Genomic DNA, 25,054 nt, shown 5'->3' with positions numbered 1-25,054 from the left:
AATAAAATAACTAAGACTATTAATTGCTTATCGAATCTCTTTTAACAAATTAACTACAACTATCTACTATTATGCAATTGAAAATTTATATTAAAGAATATATTTAAGAATAACTGGTATAACTTCTTCAGCATGTTGTGCTGTAAATCCATAAGCTCTTTTTCCTGCTTCAACTTCAGCCTTTATTTCTGCTTCACTTTTAATATTTCCTGGCATTGAAACAGTTGCACAATCTCCCATACCAAGTAAAGCAATTGCCATAGCTAAAGCTCCACCACCACCAGTATTACATGCTCCTAAATAGAAATCTGCTGCTCCAGTTTTAATTGCCATTGCTGCTTCAATATCACTTTTTATTTCAATTGAAGCCTTGTCTCCTGCAATTTTAGCTGTAATATCAGCCACTCTTTGCTTATCAATTTGTCCGCCAATAACTATTCTCTTCATTTTTCTTTCCTCCATTTATAAATTATTTTATATTTAAAATCTTTAATTATTAACTTATATAGTTTATTTTTAAATTATTATATTTTTTCAGTATTAATGCTTATAATTTCTATACACGCTTCTTTAAATTTTATGATTGACTTAACAATGTGCAAATATGCATTATTATATAATTCACTTCTTCATCTGGTATTTCACCTAAAAACTCTTTTAAATCCTTTACAATAAAGGCAGCAGAATTGTAGCTTTCTTCAAGTTTTAAAGATTCAAGAACTACTTCATCTAAATCATTAACAGTTTCATTTTTATCTATTCTTTCTAAAGCAGAACATAAATGAGTTATGAACATTGAAGCATTTTCTTCATTAAGTTTAATATTTTTTACTTCTTCAAAATATTTGATTACTTCTAATATCTTATTATAATTTTTTTCTGATAATAATGATGCATCCCTTAATATATTTAATCTTGTTGTTAACTCCATAAAAAAACCTCCAATATACATTTTTTTGTACTTTCATTGAATAAATACCTCTAGTATTGAGGCATTATCTTTTTATCCATAACTAGTCTTTGATACTTCTTCACATCCTCAATATCTAAAACTCTAGAAAAAAGTGCTGGTACTATAGAGTTATTTTTATTAGCTATTATTACTGCTTCAGTATCTTTTATGTTTTTTTCTTGTCTGTTTAATGGCATAAATTTAATATCATCTTGCCTATCTTCTAAGTCATCTAAATTCCATATTGCTGCATCTATTTTATCTTCCTTAAGAGATGTAATAAACTGACTATAGTTTAATTTAACATATTCAACTTCTAAATCTTCAAAATAAGTTTTAGTCAGCATAAATTGGTCTATAGATGATGTATCTATTCCAACTCTTGTACCCTTTTTGAACTTACCATCAAAATTTTTAGACACTACCATAATATGTTCATTAACATAACTAAAGTCTCCAAAAGTCTTAATAATTTGAATATCTTTATTTTGTTCTAAATAGAAGTCAGCTGTTAATCTTGAAGTTACTGCAAAATCATATCTACCATCTTCTAATGCCTTTAATCTGTGATTAGATCCTCTCATAAAAGCAAGGTTAGTGTTAACTCCATTATCATTTAAGCATTTACATATCCCAGTAGCTAGTCCTTCATATCTCTTAGAGTATGGAAGTGGCATAACACCTACTAATGATTTAATTCCAGTTAACTCTAGAAGTCTTATATAATTTATCTCCTTAATAAAGGTTCCTAAATGTCCTCTTGACTCTAAAGTTATGGCATCTTGTTCTTTTAGAAACTTTATGGCAGACTGGATAGTTCCCCTAGCTGTTTCATAAGTTTCTGCAAGCTCTGCTACAGTTTTTATTCTATCGCCTTCATTCAATTCTAAAAACTCTACTGCTAATGAGTTAATAGTTATTCCAAGCTTCTGCATAAGCTTACTTTGAACATCCACTCTATCACCTCGTTTCAATATACAATATTTTGTATAATCATAATAACATCTTATGAATACATTTGCAATAGTTTTTAGAAAATTAAATATTTAAATTTTATTTATCCTAGAATATAAGAAAAATCCATTTTTTTATTCACCTGAGGTATCTGAAGATTTCATTATACTAAAATTTAAAGTTAAAAATATATAAATCAAAAATGTTAAAACTATAAATATTCCTACTGTCTCAGCTAGTCCATTATAAGTAAAGGGAATAATAAAAAGACAGATAAAATTAATAGCTAAAAGATAATTTTTTCTATTGATAAAACTGCCTATAGGAATTATAAGTAACAATACAATAACAAATATAGTTGTTAAGATTCCATAATCAAAGGCAAACATTATAATTGGATTTTCAAAATTAACTACCCCAAAAAGATATTGGCTAACATAATTTGAATAACCTAACCCTCGACCTAGTAAAAATTTTGGAAATATACTAAAAAACATCATGTCCCTAATTCCAAGCATTCTACCATTAGTAACATCTCCCCAAGCAGCTGTTTCTTCGAACTTGTCCCATATAAATTTATCAACTATCTCTGTAGACAAAAACACTCCTAAAATAACCGGAAGAATCAGATAAGGAATACTCCTTCTTCTACAACAAGAAAAAGTATAAATAACCCCTAAAAATATTACTGCAAATAGAGACATCCTTCCTGCTGCAAGCACTGTTCCAGTTAAGGCAACTATTATATCTATTATAATTAAATGATCTCCTTTTCCTTTGAAATACTTATAATAAATCATATTAAAGCTTATAAATATACCATAATACCATCCTGAGGTTAAAGGATGTCCTACAACTCCACCTGTCCTACCTAATTTAATAGACATAATAACTTGAATAAAAAAGGTACAGTAAATAAAAATATTAAAATACTTATAGATCTTAGGAAAAACATACTTCATATCAATATCTCTATAATCAATAAGCAAAATCATCATAGGAGCTACAAATCCAATAATAGTCCTAAATAAATCTGAAAACCCATATCTATTCTTCAAAAATCCAATAAGGCATAATGATAATATTGAAAGAAAAATTACTATATTAGCTTTACTAAACTTATTCCTCTTCTGAAGGAACATAAAGAAAATTATAGCTACAGGCACCCCATGGTAATTAAAAATACTACTACCTGTAATATTATTTAAATATCCCCTTATTCCCTGACTCATAATAAAAATTGCAAAGAATAATATAATTATTAACTTCTCTTTACTATAATTCTTAGTTACTTCATCCATTCCAATTTCTAAATCACTAGTCCTATTAAACAAGCCCCTCTTAGTCATAACTCCAGAATTAAAAACATCGTTATTCATACCATCCCACCTGTTTTTATAATTAATAATTATAAATTATTCTCTTACTTAACTTTAAATATATATTATGCGTAGATTCACTTGGAGCCATAATACTATTAGCAATCATCAGTTAACTCCTCACTTTAATCATTGAAAGTCATCTCGCTGAATTTCCTCCTTCAGTATCCCATAATCTCCAATATTAAATTGTACTTGGACTCTGTAACATATTATGCGTAGGTCGACTTGGAGCCATAATACTATTAACAATCATCAGTTAACTCCTCACTTTAATCATTGAAATTCAGCTCGCCTGAATTTCCTCCTTCAGTATCCCTAATCTCAAGATTAAATTACTCTGGGAGTCTTTAACATATTGTGCGTAAGCCGACTTGGAGCACAGCTCCATTAACAATTATAAGTTAACTAGTCACAATAATTTTTGAAATTCAGCTACGCCTGAATTTCTTCCTTCAGTATCCCATAATCTTCAATATTAAATTGTACTTGGACTCTGTAACATATTATGCGTAAGTCGACTTGGAGCATACTCCATTAACAATTATAAGTTAACCATTCACAATAATTTTTGAAATTCAGCTAAGCCTGAATTTCTTCCTTTAGTATTTAATAATCTTCAATATTAAATTGTACTTGGACTCTGTAACATATTATGCGTAAGCCGACTTGGAGCTGTGCTCTATTAACAATTATAAGTTAATAAGTCACAATAATTTTTGAAATTCAGCTCCGCCCGAATTTCTTCCTTCAGTATCCCATAATCTCCAATATTAAATTGTTCTTGGCTGCTGTCATATATTATTTGAAAATCGACTTGGAGCTTGCGACGGAGATTAAGAATAATATATGACAGCAGCCTGTACATTTAATCCCTCTTATAAACTTTTTTGTAAAATTTCAAATGTGAATTTATATATTTTTCCGATGTAAAATTCATTATAAAGCTTCTATAAGCTCCTCTTTTTAATGATTTATATAATTCCTTATCTGAGTAAACTTCATTTATTCTTTTTGCAAAGGTACTTATATCCTTTGCTGGCGCTAGAAATCCATTGATTCCATTTACAATTTCTTCTGAAGTTCCTGGAATACTTGATGCTATTACAGGAATTCTTTGCGAAAAGGCTTCTATCGGAGCTAAAGGTAGCCCCTCTATATATGAACAAAGTAAAACTAAATCCACATACTTAAGATGCTCAATTACATTATCTTTACTGCCAAGCATATATACATACTCATCTAGGTTATTTTTCTTTATATAACTTTTTAGCTTTCCAAATTCAGCACCATCTCCAATTAAGAAAAACCTAATATCTTCATTAGTTGAAATTACTTCCTTTGCAATATCAACAAAATCATATATTCCTTTATAGTCAACAAGCCTTCCTATTTGAGCTATAGTAAAATACATCTTTTTATTATCTATTAAAAGGCTATCAACAATTTTATTTTCATTTTCTAATTCAACGCTATTATATATTGTAGTAATTCTATTTCTATCTAACTTAGCATCTTTAACTAAAATATTTTTAGCTCCATCACTTACAGAAATAATATCAATATTCCTTAAGGCTAATCTAGTGAAAAAGAACTTATCATTAATACATACATGTTGTGTATGAACTACCTTCACACCTGTAGAAAATGAAACTACTTTTGATATAAAGGTTGTTAGCCTATGGTGACTATGAATTAGTTGAATATTTTCTTCCCTAACTATTTTTTTAATCTTAAATATATTAAGTAATATATAGAAGATATTAAATATACTTGAATTCTTAATTTCATAATGTTTAATTCCTAGTTTCAAAAAATCCTTAAGAAGAGTACCTCCTGAACTTGCTACTATAACCTTATTTCTATTTTTCATTTCCTTACAAAGTTTAAATATACATTTAGTATCTCCACCTAAATGTACAGAGTTATTTATATATAAAATATTCAAACTAGATATCACCCTCTATACTTTTTTCTATTTGAAGAATTATATTACTTGTATTAGATACATATTCCTTAAACTTACGCTTTCTTATGTTAAAAATGGCTTCACCTAAAGAATTTAAATCTTCAACTTTCTCTAAAAATCCAACTTCACTAAACTCATTAATTATTTGAATTTGATGATCATCTACATGTTCTAAAAAAGCTTTAAGTCTCGGAACTGCAATTACCTTCTTAGAAAGCTTAACAGCCTTAATTATAGTTCCTGTCCCTCCATGAGTTATAACTATTTCAGCTTTTTCTAAAATCTCATTATATTCTTCTCCATTTATAAACTCCTTAAATTCAAAGTGCTTAGGCTTATAGGTGCTATATCCAATTTGGGCAAAAACCTCTTCTTCTATCTTTTTTTCTTCTATTAATTTATCTACTGCTTTAAGTAATCTATTAAATTGAAATCTTTGAGTGCCAACGGTTATAAATATCATATAACGCCTCCTTAATAGGATTATTGAAAATTACCATTAATGTGCCAAAGCATGCACAACATAAGAAACAACTTATTATTAATGAAATAAAATTAGTTTCCAAGAAATGAGTAGAAACATTTACTAGAACAAAATTTATTACTCCAAATAAGAAGTAAATATAAGTACCCTTAAATAGCATTTTTATATCTAAGTATTTCCTTACTAAAATAATTTTTAATAGAGTAGCAGTAACTTCTGATAACACCACTGTAACTACTGCACCTACTATCCCTACAAAAGGAATAAGAATAAAATTCAAAGTAAGACTTACTATTGCTGCTGAAAAAATAGGAATCATATACTCCTTATTCTTGCTCGTTGGGATAATAAATTGATTTGTAAACACTAGTCCAACAGGTATAATTATCGCTATTAAACTAATAGTCATCATGTATGGAGTAATTAAATTAAATTTTTCTCCAAAGAACACTGGTACAAACTTATTTGCAACTGCTGCCATGGAGCTTGCTCCAAACACCCCTATACATATAGTTATTTCTAAAGATTTTTTTAAATACTTTCCTATACTTTCAATATTATTTTTCTCATAAAGATTAGCTATAGTAGGCATAAGAACAGTACTTAAGGATGTTATAAAAGCTAAAGACATCTTAGGCACCTTTAAACTTTGAGAATAGTATCCAACATCAGTTAATGTAGTTAATGACCCTACTATAATTTGATCTGCAACAGTATAAAGCTGAATACATATTTGTGGAAGGAAATAAACTAAAGACTCCTTTAAATATGGTTTAATATTAACCTTAGAAAAATTAAGCTTGCCTATATGATTAGAAAGGGAAACCCAATAAGTAAAACACCCAAAAAAGCTAGCTAAAGAATTAATTAAAATATAAATATTTAAATCATCATAACTCTTAACTAGGGTAAATATTAAAATTACACTTATCACCCTAATTATTGTATTCCTCACTACTATCTTCTTGAAATTTTCAAGACCTATATAAAACCAACTAATATCTAAAAATGCAGATAAAACTATTGGAAGCTGTAATAACAATAATAGAAATAGTGACTTACCTAGGCTTAAGAAAAATATAATATACATCACTGTAGATACTGATGTTGCAATTACTTGGAGAAACCATATATTAAAGAAAGTTTCTGTCCTCTTCTCTTTATCATCCCTTTTATAAGCTATATGCTTACTACCATATCTATCTATTCCAAGCTTTCCAAATATAGAAAATACTACTGCAAAAGAAGCTGAATAATCACTTCCCCCTATCCCATCTGCCCCTAAAACTCTGGAAATATATGAAGCAGTTAAAAAAGGTAATATTAAAATTAGTGTTTCATAAATAATGTTATACATGTAATTCTTAATAATTCTTTTATTACTCATACTTTCTCTTTACTTTCTTTATAATATTGAATAAGCCCATCTTCCATAAACCCACCCTAAGCTTATCCTTATAAGATAATCCTTTTAAGAATAAAAACTCACTAAAATTCATATTTAAGTTCTTATACTGTGATTTCTTAAATTTCCTATAATTATTTTTTAAATCTTCATTAGTGTAGTGATAAATAAAATAAGAAAATACATTACTCTTAAAAATTTTAAGACTTTTCTTATTAACATCTATCTCATTTTCCTCAATATAATTTATAATGCTAGTCATAGCATGATAGAAATCTTCAGTTAGCTTCTTATTACGCTTATTAACAGTGGAGCCTTCCCTTTGCCTATAAAAGTATAACTCATCATCTATATAAGTTATTTTCTTAGCCTTATTAATAACTTTGAAAACTGGAAATATATCTTGAATATACCTTCCCTTTTCAAAACTAAAATCATTTTCTTTTAAAAGACTATGCTTAAATAATTTATTCCAAAGCTGCCCTTGAAACTTATATCTAAGCATCATATCAACAACTTGGCCACTCTGATAAGTAATAATATTCGGCATATCACTTATAGCTTTGTGAAATTTATTTTCTTCATAATAAAGATAGTAATTAGAAATCACTATATCTGACTGACTTTCTTTAGCCTTGCAAGCCATTTTTTCAACCATATCTTCCTTTAGAAAATCGTCAGAATCTACAAATAAGATATAATCACCTTTTGCATGGCTTAAAGCTAAATTTCTAGCTTCAGAAACACCTATGTTATCTTGAGTAAATATTCTTATTTTTTGAAACTTACTCTTATACTTATTTAGAATCTTTAAACTCTTATCAGTAGAACCATCATCTACAACTATTAATTCGTAATCCTTGTAACTTTGGTCTAATATACTTTTCAGTGATTTCTCTAAATACTTTTCCACATTATATATAGGTAAAATTATAGTTATCATCATTTTCCTCTTTAATATATTTTTATCTTTCTAATACTCTAAGTTTAAAGATTTAATCTTTAATAATATTACTTATACTAACTAAATATAACTTCCGTACCTCTCTAATGAATATATAAAAATTTAGATTATATTATACTTATGCTATTTATCTTTAAAAGTCCTAAAAACTTTTAATATTTTTTCTTTGACCTTGGATCTAAGTATTTGATGGGGTTTTCTCCAAGCACCTTCATAATGATGAATAGTATAAGTATTTTCTGTAATTACTGGTTCTTGCCAAGCATGTCTCTTAGGATAGAAATATTCTTTAGGATAAATAGCTACATTATCTAAAAAGTATTTAACATCTCCATTGTTACAATTAACTTCATCATCTACTTCTTTTGCATAAATTAATTTATTTTCTACTTCTTTATATCCATTTTCTCTTGCCACTTTAGTTAAATGAATAGGTATTGCTAAATCCTTAAGGCTATCTTTATAGTCATCATAATTTAAATTATTATAATACTTTAAGACCTCTCCTATAAATCTGTCCCCTATTCTGCAGCCCCAGATTGCGCAATTAATCTGAGTATCTTCTAATCCACCAAAGGAAGAATGTTTAAGCAAATCATCAAGTGGCTTTAATACTTCCATATCAGTATCTAAATAGATTCCACCATATTTATATAAAGCCCAAAGCCTGCTATAATCAGATACAAATGCCCACTTTCCGTCTTTATAAGCCTTATATACAAAATCAAACTCCTCTACTTTAAAGTTATTTTCATTCCATTCTACTATCTTGTATTCTGGTAAATATTTTTTCCAAGTTGAAATACAATCTGCAATTAATTGAGGTTTTTTACCTCCACCATACCAACAATAATGTATTATCTTAGGAATACTATTCATTTCAACCTCCACTAAAATCTCTTTAAACTTATTCAAAGAAATCCTTATACAAAGAAATATTATCTAAATTACTAAATCTAAATAATTTCCCTATTACTATTTTGCTTTTATTTTAAAACCTACTTATTATATTTCTTTAAATCAATAAGCTTAGCTAATCTTAGATCTTCTTCTAAAGGCTTAAACTTATCTGTTCCATTAGATGGAGTAAAAGTTAATTCACTAAAATACAACTTTTCATCTACAGCATTAAAATCAACTCTTACATATACAAAGTCCTTAGCTAATTCTTCACTAAGTCTAATCATCTTATCTAAAAACACAGGCTTTTTAAATTTTTTAAAAGAGCTCTTAGCTTTTCCACCTACAAGAAGTCTTGTCCAATTAGGTTCATAAAAATCCTCTCTATAATCCTTATATCTTCCTGTATGAACTTCAATTAACTGGGCCTTACCAGAGAAGCAATGCAATCCATACTCAACTAATCCACCATTTTTATCTTCTAAGAATTCCTCGCAAATAATCTTCTTTTTTATGTTTTTATATTGTGGTTCCTTAGTATATTTATAATAATCTTCATTAAATAGTTTTCTAAGATTATTGTTTGTATCATCAATATCCAGTAATGATTTATCCCTGCAAACTATATTTTTATCTGATCCATCATTCATTTTTAATACAAACTTATTAGGTAAAATTTCATAATTAATTTCATTAACATCATCATATACACTAATTATCTTTGGGAGATACTCTTCCCCTATTTTTTTCTTAATAAAATCTCTAACTAAGTATTTATCTACTAAATTAGTAAACCTATCAAGATTTCCATAAGCCTTAATCCATTGTATCTTTTCTCCATAAAACTTAGGATTATTTAAATTTAGAAATCTACCATAAGTCCTTAAGTTATCTATTTGCATAACAAGCCTGTCAGGCATATATGTGAAAATCTTTCGTATGGTTCTCTTCAATATATTCCCCCCTTATATATTGCATTTGGATAAATATTAAGCATTTCTTCCCATTGAACATAAAATTCATCTGCAAATTTATATATTAATTTCCCTGTTAAAGTTGGACTACTAATCTTAGCAAAAGACTCAATATAAATAACCTTCTTCATAAAAATCTTAGCTAATATGCACATTGGAATAGTAGCTAAAGCCCCTGTAGATATTACTACATCTGGCCATTCTACGATGAATATACACATGCTAATAAAAATATTTAATAATAATTTAAAAATCCATATAATTTCGCTTCTATTAACTTGAAATAAATAATAAACCTTTTTTATATCTTTAAGAGATTTGTACTTAGTTTTTTCAGTAACTATAAAGCTACTATACTTTTCCATAATCGGCTTAAGCATCATTAATTGATCTAAGTGCCCCCCAGTTGAGGCTATAAAACAAATCTTTTTCATTTAATCACCAACTTCATCCTCTAAGCTATAATTCAAAATTTCTTTTCGTCCTATTGAATAATAATCCACCTTATGCCTTCTTACTTCTTCTAAGCTATAGCAATTTCTCCCATCAAATATAATAGGAGTCTTCATTACTTCAATAAATAAATCTATATCTAAACTTTTAATTTCCTTCCACTCAGTAAAGATAAATACTATTTCTGACTCTATTAAAGCTTCCTCTACCTTATTACATATAATAATTTCTTCATTTATATATCTTTTCAAATTCTTACTACCAATTGGATCAAAGACTACTATATTAGCACCTTCATCTAATAACCTTCTAATATTAATAATTGATGGAGCCTCTCTTAAATCATCAGTTTCAGGTTTAAATGTTAATCCTAAAACTGCTACTTTCTTTCCTTTTAAGGAACCAAACCTTTTTTTAGCCATCCTAAATAGCTTTAACTTCTGATTTTCATTTACTTCAATAGCTGCTTTTATAGTTTTTATTTCGTATCCATTATCATTAGCTAGCCAATGAAGGGCCTTAGTATCCTTTGGAAAACATGATCCTCCATACCCTATACCTGCATTTAAAAATCTATTTCCTATTCTACTGTCATAGCTCATTCCAAGTGCTACTTCTTCAATATCGGCTTCTACAATTTCACAAATATTTGCTATTTCATTTATAAAGCTAATTTTTAAAGCTAAAAAATCATTTGAAGCATATTTTATCATTTCTGCACTTCTCCTATTTACAGTGATAATAGGCTGATTAAAGTCTTTATAAACTTCCTTTAATATATTCTCCGCTTCTTTTGAGTTAGATCCAATTACTATTCTGCTTCCATTTAAAGTATCTTTTATGGCACTTCCTTGAGATAAGAATTCAGGATTAGAAACAACAGTAACCTTCACTCCACTAGATAAATTTTCATTAATAAAATCTTGTACTCTATCATTAGTTCCAATAGGTACAGTAGATTTAATAACTACTAATGTATCTTTCTCTACATTTCTTGCAATTTCCCTAGAAGCATTAAATATAAAATCCAAATTAGCTGAACCATCTTCTCTTTCTGGAGTACCTACTGCAATAAAAATAACATCTGGCTCTTTGTAAGCTTTTTTATAATCAACAGTGAAAGTAATTCTTTTTTCTTTAATATTTCTGCTTAATAATTCTTCTAAACCTATTTCATAAATTGGAGCTTTTCCTATATTTAACTTTCTAATCTTTTCTTTATTTACATCTATACAAGTTACAAAATGACCTACTTCAGCCAAGGCTAGTCCAGTAACTAGTCCTACATATCCAGTTCCTACTATTGATATCCTCATAAAACCCATTCCTACTACTTTCCACCGTATTTGCCATAATATTTTTTCGACTTAATTTTTGAACCATTTAAAACCATTCCAATTATGTTTGCATTTATATTCTTTAAAATTCTATATGATTCCTTAATTTCATATTTCTTAGTTTTATCAGCCCTCACTACTAAAATAGTTCCATCTGCTTTTGTTGCAATTACTTGAGGATCACTAACAAAAAGCAATGGAGGTGTATCTAAAATAATGTAGTCATATTCTTCTTTAAGTTCTTCTAATAGCTCTGACATTCTTTCTGAAGCTAATGTTTCTGATGGATTCGGCGGCATTCTACCTGAAGTAATAACAACTAAATCATCATTATATTTTCTTTCAGATATATTAAAATTTTCCTTATCTAATAGTAGCTCTGATAAACCCGTTATATTAGAATACTTAAATTTTTTATGGATACTTGGACTTCTGAAATCACAATCCATAAGTATTACCTTCTTACCTCCTTGTGCTAAGGTTATTGCTAAATTAGAAGCAACGAAGGTTTTTCCCTCTCCAGGCTTAGAACTAGTAATTACTATGACCTTATATTTTTTATCTAAGGATGAATATTGTATATTAGTTTTAAGTGTTCTAAAGCTTTCAGCAAGCATAGAAGTATATGACTTTTCTACTTCAAGCATATTTTTTCCTCCTTCTTACTTACCTGTTAAAGGTAGCTCTCCTATAATAGGTAAATCAATATCATTTTCTAACTCTTCTTTATCTCTAACTGTCTTATCTAAAATTTCTAGAACAAAGGCACATATAACTCCAATCATCATTCCAGAGAACAATCCAATTGCTACATTAATTTTCTTGTTAGGTGTAACTGGATTTTCTGATAGCCTTACTTTTTGTAATACCTTCACATTGCCATTTGGAACCAATTCTTTTGATATTTTAATAAACTCATTCGTAAGACTATTAATAATTTTTTTAGCTTCTTCTGTATCTACGCTTCTATAACTAACTTCTAAAATTTGAGTGTCAGCAATAGCTACTACTTTTAACTTTCCAGTAACATCATCAACATCTATATTTAAATTTGATGTTTTTATACTACTTGCTAGAATATCTGGAGTTTTTATAATTTCAGAGTAAGTCTTCATAAGATTTTGATACATAATTACATCATTTTGACTATAATATTGATTTTCTCCTATTGATTCTTTACCTATAAAAAATTTTGTTGATGCTTCATACTTAGGTTTTATTACATAAAAGCTTAATATTACAGATGCAGCTGTAAAGAGTATTATCATTATTAATATAAGCCTTAGCCTCTTTCTTAATATTTTTAGAAACTCCTCTATAGTAATATAGTTATCTACCATAACTTCCCCCCCCTTTTCCTTTATTAATCTCTAAAAGGATTATGGTCCTGCTGTAGATTTTCTGTAAATTATATTATTATTAAATGAGAATTATTACCGAAAAACTAAAGGGATTAGAAATTTAACCTTAATATTTCTAATCCCTTAGATAGTTCATATAATTAAAAAGCATTTTTATCACCTAATAGTAATAATGTAGTTTTTAAAATTAATTTTGTATCTATAAATAAATTTCTCTCTTCTACATACTTAATATCCAGTTTCATCCAATCATCAAACTCAATATTATTTCTCCCACTAACTTGCCAATAACAAGTTAAACCAGGTTTCACTTCAAGTCTCTTTAGCATCCAAGTATCGAAATTCTTAACTTCACCTGGAAGACTTGGTCTAGGTCCTACTATACTCATATCACCTCTTAGTATATTTAATAATTGTGGTAATTCATCAATGCTTGTCTTTCTTATAAACTTACCTATCTTAGTTATTCTTGGATCTTTTTTCAGTTCCTCTGCATCTTCTACCATAGTTCTAAACTTATATATCTTAAATTCTCTTCCTTTATACCCCACTCGAACTTGTGAAAAAATGGTACTTCCCTTAGAATCTATCTTTATTAGTATAGCTACAATTATTAATAATGGACTTAATATAATAATCCCAATAAAAGCTCCAACTCTATCCATTAACCTCTTAATAATTGAGTATAACATCCTAATTCACCCCCTTATAAACTGCCAAATATATAAATATAAATATAAATTTAAAATTTATACACTCCCCTCATTCTTACTTTCTAAATTTCCTTTTTAATATTAATAAATTGTTTGTTTATACTATGAATAAAGCTTTGCTTTATTACCACTTATTCCACTCATAATATTAATTTTTAAATCGACTTGAATTATATTAATAGATTAATGGTTAATATAAATATACCTATCAAAAAAGAGCTACCAAATTAGCTCTTAATCTATTTCAATATAATCTCCTATTATTTGATTTACCTCTTTAGGTTTAAATATCAATAATCCTGCTGATGGAGTAAAAGACAATTCTCCAAAATATATCCTATCATCAACAAAATATAAATCTACCCTTACAAAATCAAATCTTTTACTTAATTTCATCGTTATTTCAAGCATTTCATCAAGCTTTGATGGTTTTTCTATAATATCTGTACATTTAGAAAAGCCATAGCTCCAATCTAATTCATTCCATTTAGTATCATAATACTTCTGTTTATGACCACAATACCTATCTACATCTACTTGAATATATTTAGCTTCTCCTTTTGAGCAAATAAATTTATAATCCATAAGATTTCCTGACTTATCTTCAAGATACTTTTCACATAAAATTATTGGTTTAATATTCTTGTATTGTATTTCTCTAAACCTATAATAAAAATCTTCATGGAGCCAACTTTTAATTTTCCTTTTAATTTTCTTCTTATCAATACTAGATTTATCCTTGCAAATTATATTCTGTCCACAACTATGGTTAGCTTTTAACACAAACTTCTCAGGTAAAATATCAAAATCTACCTCATCCCAACTATAATATTTCCCTATTAAAGGAACTAAATATTCCTCTCCTATCTCTCTCTCAATAAAATCTCTTACTAAGTATTTATCTACATAACATTTATACTCTTTAAAGGTTTTATTTATCTTTAGGTATTGCATCTTATCATAAAATGTTGTTGGTTCCTTAAGGTTCGGAATTTTTTTAGTTTTTACGTACCCAGTAAGTAATATATATGCTTTATGACTTAATACATATTTTGATGCCTTAATTATTTCCCCCTTCATTTCATTTCCCCTACCACTTAATAATAAAAATTAACTATCTATTTAATAGCTTTTAATTAACTAAAGTTAATTTCATTTGTATATTTTATGTCTCAAAAATTCATTTATTACATAAAAAAACTCCAGGGAACTATAAAATTTCTAATTTTCTAGTTCCCTGGAGCATAGTCCAGAATTATTCTGTTCTCTGATATCTTAAATCATAACATTAATTTTACCATTCATTATATAATCTTCTAATATGGATTAAGCTATATTGAGCCCATTTAAAGTTTCATTATATATTATTTTACCTTTTTTAAATAAATAATATATATAAGAATTGCCCCACCTAACACTACTCCTAGAGCTAATATAACATCATAGTTTACTTTTACTAACCCTGAAATTTCGTTTTCTGACTCCTTTGTATCTCCAAAATAATCAATTATTTCCCCATCTTTAATTATCACTGTATCTTTAGAGCTTAATGCCTCTGGATACTTTTTTATAGTATTATTAAGCTGATCTTTATCACTAGCTATAATTAAAAGCTTATTATCTGAAGTTATTTCAATAGCTCCTAAAGATGAAGTATTTTGAATAAATAAATCCTTATTTATAAACTCACCATTATCTGAAACTGGAATCCTAAGATTATCCTTCATATCTTTTACAATAGGACTTGTAGTTAAAGCAAATACTGCTCCACCTTCACTTTCCTTATCAGTTCCTTCATTTATATAAAGATTGTTTACACCTTGTGAAGTCTTTCCTAAATAATATGATATTTGACATATACTATCTAGTGATAAGTTATCATAGCTATCAACTAATATACTTCCTTCAACTCTTCCATTTGAATTTTGAAGAATACCTTGAGAGTTAAGTAAAGAATACTTTTCCCTATCCTTTAAATCCAGGTTTAAATTGCTATTAATGCTATCAACCTTTATCCAAAGATTATCATGACTTTGAGCTGTACAATTTTCTACGTTAGGCTTTAAATTAAATTTCAAAGAAATATTAAAAGAAGTATAGTCAAAATACTTTTCAGGAATAGTAAACTCCAATTTATCCTGACTATTATCTACTGATAGATTCTTGCTTAAAATATTTTCACCATTTATCTCTACATTAACATAACCATTATCATGATCTACTAAATTAGAATAACTATAATAAAATGTTATCTTATTATTTTCAGTTAACATTTTTTTTGCTGGAATAGTAAAATAATAATTAAAAGCCTTTATTCCATTTCCTACTTGAGATGAACTTTCATAACCCAAGTCATTTAATGATGGATTTATATTAAATTCTTTTTCGTTAACTATTTTATTTACATCTAAAATATAGTTATTGCCTTTTATTTGAGATAAAGAAGACTTATTTGATAACATTCTGCACATGGTCTCTAGCTGTGCTTCTGTTGATGTTATAATTATAAAATGATTCTTTTTCCCTATTTTTCTTATAGCAATATAGCCATTTTCCTCTGCAGATTTCCACTCTTCATTAGTGAGCAAACCTTTATTAAAAGCTTTGATTTGCTCTGCAGTTCCAAGTACTATGGTTTCTTTATCAATAGTATTTAACTCCGAATATTTTAAAGAATTAATATGTACATCTACTTCTTTATTTTTATGAATAAATCCCATTAAAGAAGAAATTGATGAAATCTGAGAATAATTATAATCTATTAATTCATTTGGTAATACCACATTAACTTCTGCATTTTTACCATCTGAGTAATATGTATTATCAAAAATATCGCTTATATCCTTACTATCTACTCTAGTATATTTAAAACTAAAAGAAGATCCCTTCTCTATAACAACCCAATTTACATCAGTATTAATTTCACACTTTTCTCTTGTAGACTTTAAAAAGCCTTTAATAACAATTGAATTTTCACCTTTAGCAATTAAATTTTCTGGAACTTTAATAGTTAATTCACCCTTAGCATTTATTTTATCCACCATAATAGAATAAACCTTTGTATTATTAACTAAAACTGAAATAGAAGATAAATCCTTAATTAATGTTGGACTCTGTTTTATCTTTAAAGTAACAACAAAATTAGAAGGATTCATATTTTGAGGAATATAAAATGTTTTCCCAATTTGATCACTTCCACTTAATAAAGTATCCTCATTCCAATTATAACTATAGACATTAGACTCTATTTTTTCCGCTGCTACAGTTTTTGTGGAAGCCATTGTGAAAATAAATATAAATAATATTGGTAATAATATAATTTTTTTATACACTTTCATAATTTTAAAACCTTTCTGTTTTATACCATTTTGCTTCTCTTTTGAAAATAACATCTGTTATATAACCATAAGCTGCCTTTATTGATATTAATATAAAAAGCTGTGAATAAGTAAAGTATGATACACAAGAAATCAAGAAGTTTTCTAATGTACTTTGTCCCTTATCACTTGCCAATGCAACATTCATCTGTAATACAAATAATGAATACATTAATATAAAAGACAAGTTAAAATTAAAGTTTATATTTAAAGAAAGCTTACTTAAAATATCCAATGACGGATTTAGGAAATTAACAATTATGGCTACTATATTAAGTATAAAAATCCCATCAGATATTAAAATAAATGTTAAAAACCATATATAAATTAAGCAGTAAAATGTAATTTCAAGTTTAATTCTCCAATTAACTTTAGAAAATAAGTCAGGTAAATTTTTAAATACAACGTATATATTCCCCTTAGCCCACCTAGTTCTTTGTTTTATATATACGGAAAGTTTTTCTGGTTCCTGCTGATAGGCTTCTGCCCTACTTTCATAGGCAATTAAATAATTCTTTTTCATTATAGAAAATCCTAAATCGGTGTCTTCTGTAATAGCCTTAGTATCCCATCCACCAACTTTTTGTAAAATCCCCCTGTTAATAATAAAGTTAGTTCCTGGAATTTGTCCTATTTTAAATAAATGCCACTTTCCAGGGTTTACAATTCTTTGAGAAACAACAAGTTCAATATTTATACACTTTGTAAGAAAATTTCTATTTCTATTTCTCGCTTTATTTCTTCCAAAAACTGCTGCATACTTTCTATTTTCAAAGCTTTTAATAACAAGAAACTTAAGTGTATTACGTTCTGGCGCTGCATCTGCATCAAAAACACAAATCCATTCTCCCTTTGCTTCTTTTAATGCTAAATTCAAGGCGTATGCCTTACCCTTTCCTCCAGTTTCTTTGTTAGTAGTAATTACATTAATTATTCTTTCTGGATTATTATCTTGAACTTTCTTAATTTCCTCTCCCGTAGAGTCAGAAGAATTATCATTTATTACAATAATTTGAATCAAATGCTTTGGATAATTTAAATCTAAAATTTTTTCTAAGGTTGAAGCTATAACTCTTTCCTCATCATGAGCTGGTATCATTATAGTAACTGTAGGTAATCTATCATTATATTTATTTAAATCAACTTTGTTTTTTCTTTCATTTGAGACATAACCAATTGCACCAAAGACAAAAATAATGCCAATAATCACCGATAGCCATATAGATAATGTTGATAAAATAAAAATAAAATAATATATATTAAGCATTGTCATCATCCTAATCTAAAAACTTTTTTATAGACCATTTTTTAAATATTATAATTGCTACAAGATATATAATTACACTAATTGAAAAGAAAACAATATTTATGTAGCCAATGTATATTATAATATTATCCATTAAAGTTGGATCTTCTATAATAAAACTGTAATTTGATATATCTAAAGGCAATCCCTCAAGCTCGCTATTAGCTAAAAGTAAAGTACTAATATTAAAATCATCTCCATTAACAACTAAAGCATAATTTACATCTTTTCCTTTATGTATATTAACTTCTGAAACTGCTTTTACTGGATCTTTATCTATATCTATAAAATCAAATGAAGTATCACTTTCTCCCATATAAAGTAATTTATCATTTTGAATCTCACACAGTCCTGATAATCTTAATTCCTTATCATATCCTTTTATCACAAAATAGCTTTTTTCCAAATTCTTATCATTTTCAAGAATAACATCTAAATTTATTTCATCTTGAAGTGTTTTAAGTACATCTATATTTTTTTTGTTTATATTATCATCTGGATCTATTACTACTAAAACAGGAATATCCTTACTATTTATAAGATTTAAATCTTCATATAGATCTTTACTATTTTTATCTTCTGTAACTATATAAAAGCATTGCTTTAAGTTACCACTATCAGCTCTAGCTACTTGAGTAAATAAATTCATAAAAAGTATTATTGCAGTTCCAATTTTAATTAGCATATTCGCCATAAATATTAACCTCTGTAGACTTTTGAAGCTCTAGTAATACATTTTTATAGTCCTTAAACATTTCATTCTTATCTTCTGAATAATCTAAGCTTCCATACTTTAAAACTATATTTACATTCTCTCCATCTTTACTCTTTATAACTAAATGCCCTACCTCCTCTAGTATTCTTCTTATAGCTGGAGTAATTGCCTTACTTGAAGTTAATGGGGTAATTATTACAATCCTATCATTATTAACAATAAACTTATAATCCTCTTCTCTGATACACTTTTGAACAATTCCAGCTATCTTACCAATTAAATTATTAAATTCTTTTACCTCTAATAAGCTTCTAAGAGTATTAATAAATTCAAGCCTAAACATAACCAATGAAAAATTATAAGATTCATATCTACTTGCTAAATTAACGTTTTTTAATAAAACCTCTTTAAAAGCAAATTCATTTTCAAGGCTAGTCATAGGATCTACTTTTAATTGCCTTTCCTCTAATTCATTTAACTTAACTAATTCATTTACTAATTCTTTTCTTGTTTTATTCATGCTTCCTGCATAAATTGTTGATACTGGAACAAAGAACATAAGAATATAAGTAAGTAGATTAATATTACCTCCACCACTAATAATATAAACAGCATATCCAACTATATATACTAATGAAAATATTATCGCAGGAACAATTCCTAAGAAGTAGGATAATAAAATTGAAATTAATTCAATAATAACTACCGTAAAATCTTCAATTGAAAACTGCTGAGTAGTATATATATTTAGAAAAACTAAAAATATCTGAATAATAATAAATGTAATTAAAGCTAAGTAAGCTTTTTCAAAACCTTGTAAATTTCTTTTATTCATATTCTTTTCTCCTATAATGTAAATAAACTTTTAAACCTCTAAACTGTAAAATTCTATATTATTTACCATTTATTAAAACAGCTAAGATTATAATTAAATTTCATATATAAAAGTATGTTAAACTATCTCTCAACATTTTGTGCTAATTATAGTTTATCCCTTTTATAATTTTCAATGTACCTTAGTGACTTTTCACAAATTTACTCATCTCCTTCATTTATTATAAGTATAAATATTTTAAGCCACATTTTTTAAGTCCTTATATTTTAAAACATCCACTATTATAAATATCGTCTAATGATTAAAATACCTCAGACTGTAATACTTATAAAGTTGGCAATATAAATAATTTATTATCTTCTTTATTAAAACTTCTTTTAGTTTAATCTCCATATTTATTTAATAATAGCTAAAATTCATCAATTCCATATTACCTCTACAACTGACAAATGTATACAATTAATACTGATTTTTGATAATTTATTGTAAATTAACTCTACCATTTTTATACATAATATAAATAATACTCCAACATAAATAAAAACTCAATAATATTAATTAAAATTAACATTAATATCATTTTTTATTACTAAAAAAAATGGGGCTGTCGCACAAACAGCCCAAATTAAGAATTAAAAATGAAAAATTATTCATTCTTAATTTTTCATTGTGCGACAGCACCATCTATATTAATTCTAATATATTTTATAATACTAGAAGATAAAAGGATTTTATTTAAATTCTTTATTTTGTTAATTTAGTTATATTGTGATCTTAGTAGTTTCTTTAGTAACTACTTGAGCTGATTGCTTTTCTACTAAATCACCAGCTTCAGTCTTTATTAGACTCTTGTTAATAATTGAATCCATTAAAGATACTATTTTTGAATCTTCAACATCTTCCTTAACATCTTTAATATTGATACTATGCTTCTTACCTGAAACATCCTTAAAAGCTAAAGTTGCAGTTCTTTGAATCATGGCATATCCTCCTTTCATTTTTACTAATCTTTACTGAAGGCTTTATTAAAGTTATTAGCCTCTAGTAATTACATAACTTTGCTCCTTTTTTATAGTTGTAACACTATAATCTAAAAGCTCATTGATTTCATCAGATAAAGTAACTAAATCTTCATCTGTTGCAGTAGCAGAAATGTTCTTAAAGTTTTGTCCTTTAAAAACATCCTTTCCATAAGAATTAACTCCAACCTTATAGCTAACTGCTAGAGAATTTTCAACTAACACTGAACTTGCTGCCATATCTATCACCTCCCTCATCCATATAAATATGCAGATGTGGAGGTTTTAAAATATTTTATGTAAAAAAGATTAGAGCTAGTATCTACTTCTTGTTCAAGTCACTTCGTTCCGATTCACCGAAGCAGATACTAGCTCTAATCTTACTTAAAATATATTGTTAAAACCTTTGATTTAGTTAGTGCAAAAGGAAAAACTCAGCATGTGCTGAGTTTAGTATCCTTCTATTAAATTTCAGTAATTTTGAACAAATTACATTATTTATTATAATATTTCTCCATTTGATTCTATAACCTTCTTATACCAGTCGAAAGATTTCTTTTTATATCTCTTAAGAGAACCACTTCCGTCATTTTCTCTATCTACATAAATAAATCCATAACGTTTTTTCATTTCTCCAGTAGTGAAGGATATTGGGTCAATACATCCCCAAGTTGTATATCCTATAACTTCTACACCATCTATTTCTATAGCTTTTTTCATTTCAGCTATATGATTAGCTAAGTATTCAATTCTATTATCATCTTCAATAGTTAAATCTTCTTTAAGAACATCTACAGCTCCAAATCCATTTTCTACTATGAATATTGGAATTTCATATTTATCATATAATTGATTTAAATAAAATCTAAGTCCTACTGGATCAATTGTCCAGCCCCAATCAGATGTTTTTAAGTATGGGTTTTCTACAACATCTGCCTTACCAGCTGAATCATTTCCAGTTCTCTTTATATCTTTATTAGCTGTAACTACCGTAGTTAAATAATAGCTACATCCAATATAGTCTACAGTTCCTTCTTTTAAGATTTCCTCATCCTCTTTAGTTATATCTAATTTATAATTATTTCTTTCCCATAACTTTAAAGTATGCTTTGGATATCTTCCTCTAACATGAACATCTGTAAACATAAGTTGTTCCCTATTAGCCTCTTCTGCTCTTATGATATCTTCTGGATTACATGAATAAGGATAACTTGGCATTGCTGCAACCATACATCCTATCATAAAGTCAGGATTAATTTCATGTCCTATCTTTACAACCTTTGCACTAGCTACAAATTCGTAGTGAGCTGCTTGGAACATTACTTCTTCCTTATTTTCATCCTCTTTATAAATAATACCTGAGTTAGTAAAAGCATAAATTGGATTAGTAGTTATTGTTTGATTATTTATTTCATTAAAAGTCATCCAATACTTAACTTTATCCTTATATCTCTTCATAACTACTTCACAGAATCTTACAAAGAAATCAATTAGCTTACGATTACGCCATCCACCATAGTTTTTCACTAAATTATATGGCATTTCAAAATGACTTAATGTTATTACAGGCTTAATATTATACTTTAATAACTCATCGAATAAATCATCATAAAACTTAAGTCCTTCTTCATTTGGTTCTAAATCATCACCATTAGGAAATATTCTAGCCCAAGCTATGCTAGTTCTAAGACATTTAAAGCCCATTTCAGCAAATAGCTTTACATCCTCTTTATATTTCTCATAAAAATTAATACCTTCATGGTTTGGATAATAATTACCTTCAATAATTCCATCAGTTATTTTTCTAGGAATAGTATGAGTCCCTGCTGTCATTACATCTGCAATACTTATACCCTTTCCACCTTTATTATAACCACCTTCTACTTGATGAGCTGCTACTGCTCCGCCCCATAAAAAGTCTTTTGATAATCCCATATTAAATACCTCCATAGTTTAGTGAATAACTTTTATAATTACATCATTTTCTTTAACTTCTTTATTTTCAACAACAATTACATCAGTTAAATCACTTGCATTAGTAATTAAAACTGGAGTAACTATGCTATATCCTTCATTTTTAATTCCTTCAATATCAAAAGATACTAATTTTTGTCCTACCTGAACTTTATCACCAGCATTTATATGTACATCATAGTATTTACCATCTAAAGCAACAGTATCTATTCCTATATGAATTAAAATTTCTGTTCCATTTTCAGACACGATTCCTATAGCATGTTTTGTTGGAAATATAGTTGATACAACTCCATTAACTGGTGAAGTAACTTCTCCTTTTTCTGGCACTATTGCAATTCCAACTCCTACAGCTCCTGATGAGAAAACTTCATCTGGAACTTCAGATAAATCAACTTGTTTTCCTTTAATTGGTGCCACTAATTCTTCAAGCTTATTGTCATCTTCACTTTCTATTTTAACTGTTTCAGATTCCATTTCTTTAATTTCTTCTTCCTTTAAACCAAAGAAGTATGATAAAGCTGCTCCAAGAACTAATGCAGTTCCAACTGAAAGTACATATCCAAAGAATGGAGTGTAAACTGGTGCTGAGAAAATATTATGGAATACATATGCATTACAAGTCACTCCAAAAATACCAGCTATTGCACCACCAACACCACCAGCTATAGCTAGTATTGGAATAGTTCTCTTATATCTTAAAATAATTCCATATATAATTGGTTCAGTTACACCTGCTAATATACCAGTTATAGCTGTTGATCCTGATAAAGCTTTAAGCTGAGAATGTTTCTTTGATCTTAAGAATAAACCAATAGCTATACCAACTTGTGCAAATACTGCTGCAACTGCTGCTCCTTCAATTGGATCTCCTCCAGTTGTTGCAAGATTTTGCAGTGTAATAGGTGTAAAGCCCCAATGTAATCCAAATACAGCTAAGAAAGGCATTCCTGCACCTAAAACTATACCAGCTAATACATGACTCTTATCAATTAACCACATTACAGAATTAGAAATAACATCACCAACAGTAGTTCCAAATGGTCCAAATAGTATAACTGTTAAAGGAACCATAATTAATAATGAAAACATTGGTACTAAGAATAATTGTAAGTCTTTTAAAATTATCTTCTTTAATAATTTATCAACCCAGTAGTAAATAAACATTGCAACAAATATAGGGAATACAGTAGATGCATAATCAATAGGTGTTACTGTCATACCTAAGAAGTCTACAACTCCTTCTGATCCTATTAAAGCAGTATAACTTGGATCTAAAAGTGCAGCACCAATAGCACCACCAACAAACATATTTCCACCTAATTTCTTAGATAAAGTTATACCTAAGAATACAGGTAATAAATAAAACACTCCATTTCCTGCAGCTGATAATATAGCATAAGTAGTAGTTGAATCAGACATCCATCCAAATGATGTTAGTACAGTTAATAAAGCCTTTACCATTCCTGCACCTGCTAAAGCTGGTATTAATGGTGAAAAAGCACCTGATATAACTTCAAAAAGCATAGATATTATAGAAACCTTCTCACCTTTTTCTTCAGATGAAGATTCTTTCAATCCTAACTTATTAGTAATAGTATCATAATAATCACTAACCTTGTTACCAATTACTACTTGGTATTGTCCACCGCTATTAACAACGGATAATACATCCTTCATTTTTTCTAATTCAGCTTTATTTGCAACTGAAGTTTTCTTTAATTTAAAACGTAATCTTGTAGCACAATGTACTAAACTAACTACATTTTCTTTTCCACCAACTAATTTTATAATTTCTTCAGATTCTCTTTCAAACTTCATTATAAAACTCCTCCCAAAATACTTAGATATATAAGCCTTTAAAAGCTTTAAATATTGTTAAGTTCTATTTCCTATTAGAAATATTTAAGATATAAAGTTATCTTAAATACTTATATAAAAATTAAATAATAAATACTTTCAATTATGATATTTTATTTAAGA

24 protein-coding genes are annotated in these 25,054 nt (G+C 27.7%); all 24 read right to left on the bottom strand.

The window, feature by feature from the left end:
* Positions 1-90: 90 nt before the first annotated feature.
* Positions 91-447, bottom strand: coding sequence for a DUF2620 family protein (locus GPX08_RS02470; protein WP_156625101.1), 357 nt, complete (start codon positions 445-447; stop codon positions 91-93).
* 130 nt (positions 448-577) lie between these two features.
* Positions 578-931, bottom strand: coding sequence for a PRD domain-containing protein (locus GPX08_RS02465; RefSeq protein ID WP_156625099.1), 354 nt, complete (start codon positions 929-931; stop codon positions 578-580).
* A gap of 50 nt (positions 932-981) precedes the next feature.
* Complete coding sequence (locus tag GPX08_RS02460) at positions 982-1,908, bottom strand: hypothetical protein (RefSeq protein ID WP_156625097.1); 927 nt, start codon at positions 1,906-1,908, stop codon at positions 982-984.
* Between the two features lie 132 nt (positions 1,909-2,040).
* On the bottom strand, positions 2,041-3,285 hold the full coding sequence (locus GPX08_RS02455; RefSeq protein WP_156625095.1) for a hypothetical protein: 1,245 nt from the start codon (positions 3,283-3,285) through the stop codon (positions 2,041-2,043).
* An 868-nt stretch (positions 3,286-4,153) separates the two neighbouring features.
* Positions 4,154-5,233, bottom strand: coding sequence for a glycosyltransferase (locus GPX08_RS02450; RefSeq protein ID WP_156625093.1), 1,080 nt, complete (start codon positions 5,231-5,233; stop codon positions 4,154-4,156).
* A 1-nt stretch (position 5,234) separates the two neighbouring features.
* Positions 5,235-5,717 carry a beta(1,3)galactosyltransferase EpsH gene (locus tag GPX08_RS02445; protein WP_156625091.1) on the bottom strand — a complete coding sequence of 161 codons (483 nt, stop codon included), beginning with the start codon at positions 5,715-5,717 and terminating at the stop codon, positions 5,235-5,237.
* Complete coding sequence (locus tag GPX08_RS02440) at positions 5,677-7,125, bottom strand: oligosaccharide flippase family protein (protein ID WP_156625089.1); 1,449 nt, start codon at positions 7,123-7,125, stop codon at positions 5,677-5,679. Before GPX08_RS02440 ends, GPX08_RS02445 begins: the two co-directional genes overlap by 41 nt.
* Entirely contained in the window at positions 7,118-8,086 is a 969-nt protein-coding gene (locus tag GPX08_RS02435) for a glycosyltransferase (protein WP_156625087.1), read from the bottom strand. The genes GPX08_RS02440 and GPX08_RS02435 overlap by 8 nt, the downstream gene beginning before the upstream one ends.
* 144 nt (positions 8,087-8,230) lie before the next feature.
* On the bottom strand, positions 8,231-8,986 hold the full coding sequence (locus tag GPX08_RS02430; protein ID WP_156625086.1) for a mannosyltransferase: 756 nt from the start codon (positions 8,984-8,986) through the stop codon (positions 8,231-8,233).
* Positions 8,987-9,105: 119 nt separating this feature from the next.
* The gene (locus GPX08_RS02425; RefSeq protein WP_156625084.1) at positions 9,106-9,960 is read right to left on the bottom strand and encodes a glycosyl transferase; all 855 of its coding nucleotides are present in this window, start codon (positions 9,958-9,960) and stop codon (positions 9,106-9,108) included.
* Positions 9,957-10,415: a polysaccharide biosynthesis protein gene (locus tag GPX08_RS02420; protein WP_156625083.1), complete on the bottom strand. Its 459-nt coding sequence runs from the start codon at positions 10,413-10,415 to the stop codon at positions 9,957-9,959. The genes GPX08_RS02425 and GPX08_RS02420 overlap by 4 nt, the downstream gene beginning before the upstream one ends.
* Entirely contained in the window at positions 10,416-11,750 is a 1,335-nt protein-coding gene (locus tag GPX08_RS02415) for a nucleotide sugar dehydrogenase (protein WP_156625082.1), read from the bottom strand.
* 14 nt (positions 11,751-11,764) lie between these two features.
* Positions 11,765-12,418, bottom strand: coding sequence for a polysaccharide biosynthesis tyrosine autokinase (locus GPX08_RS02410; RefSeq protein ID WP_156625081.1), 654 nt, complete (start codon positions 12,416-12,418; stop codon positions 11,765-11,767).
* Between the two features lie 15 nt (positions 12,419-12,433).
* Complete coding sequence (locus tag GPX08_RS02405; RefSeq protein ID WP_156625080.1) at positions 12,434-13,111, bottom strand: capsular biosynthesis protein; 678 nt, start codon at positions 13,109-13,111, stop codon at positions 12,434-12,436.
* Between the two features lie 161 nt (positions 13,112-13,272).
* Positions 13,273-13,824, bottom strand: a complete 552-nt coding sequence (locus GPX08_RS02400; RefSeq protein ID WP_156625079.1) for a sugar transferase — start codon at positions 13,822-13,824, stop codon at positions 13,273-13,275.
* Between the two features lie 255 nt (positions 13,825-14,079).
* Positions 14,080-14,925 carry a glycosyl transferase gene (locus GPX08_RS02395; RefSeq protein ID WP_156625078.1) on the bottom strand — a complete coding sequence of 282 codons (846 nt, stop codon included), beginning with the start codon at positions 14,923-14,925 and terminating at the stop codon, positions 14,080-14,082.
* A 284-nt stretch (positions 14,926-15,209) separates the two neighbouring features.
* Complete coding sequence (locus tag GPX08_RS02390; protein WP_156625076.1) at positions 15,210-17,237, bottom strand: hypothetical protein; 2,028 nt, start codon at positions 17,235-17,237, stop codon at positions 15,210-15,212.
* Positions 17,188-18,489 carry a glycosyltransferase gene (locus GPX08_RS02385; protein WP_156625075.1) on the bottom strand — a complete coding sequence of 434 codons (1,302 nt, stop codon included), beginning with the start codon at positions 18,487-18,489 and terminating at the stop codon, positions 17,188-17,190. The genes GPX08_RS02390 and GPX08_RS02385 overlap by 50 nt, the downstream gene beginning before the upstream one ends.
* Positions 18,490-18,499: 10 nt before the next feature.
* A complete protein-coding gene (locus tag GPX08_RS02380; RefSeq protein WP_156625074.1) occupies positions 18,500-19,222 on the bottom strand; it encodes a hypothetical protein in 723 nt (240 codons plus the stop codon).
* Positions 19,203-20,078: a diguanylate cyclase gene (locus GPX08_RS02375; RefSeq protein WP_156625073.1), complete on the bottom strand. Its 876-nt coding sequence runs from the start codon at positions 20,076-20,078 to the stop codon at positions 19,203-19,205. Before GPX08_RS02375 ends, GPX08_RS02380 begins: the two co-directional genes overlap by 20 nt.
* Before the next feature lie 761 nt (positions 20,079-20,839).
* Positions 20,840-21,058, bottom strand: coding sequence for a DUF2922 family protein (locus GPX08_RS02370; RefSeq protein WP_156625072.1), 219 nt, complete (start codon positions 21,056-21,058; stop codon positions 20,840-20,842).
* Positions 21,059-21,112: 54 nt separating this feature from the next.
* Positions 21,113-21,337 carry a DUF1659 domain-containing protein gene (locus GPX08_RS02365; RefSeq protein ID WP_156625071.1) on the bottom strand — a complete coding sequence of 75 codons (225 nt, stop codon included), beginning with the start codon at positions 21,335-21,337 and terminating at the stop codon, positions 21,113-21,115.
* Positions 21,338-21,598: 261 nt separating this feature from the next.
* Positions 21,599-23,032: a 6-phospho-beta-glucosidase gene (locus GPX08_RS02360; protein WP_156625069.1), complete on the bottom strand. Its 1,434-nt coding sequence runs from the start codon at positions 23,030-23,032 to the stop codon at positions 21,599-21,601.
* An 18-nt stretch (positions 23,033-23,050) separates the two neighbouring features.
* Positions 23,051-24,892: a PTS beta-glucoside transporter subunit EIIBCA gene (locus GPX08_RS02355; protein WP_156625068.1), complete on the bottom strand. Its 1,842-nt coding sequence runs from the start codon at positions 24,890-24,892 to the stop codon at positions 23,051-23,053.
* Positions 24,893-25,054 lie beyond the last annotated feature (162 nt).

The organism is Clostridium tertium, assembly GCF_902652255.1.
Taxonomy (GTDB): Bacteria; Bacillota; Clostridia; order Clostridiales; family Clostridiaceae; genus Clostridium; species Clostridium tertium_A.
This window is presented reverse-complemented; position numbering and strand designations above follow the sequence as displayed.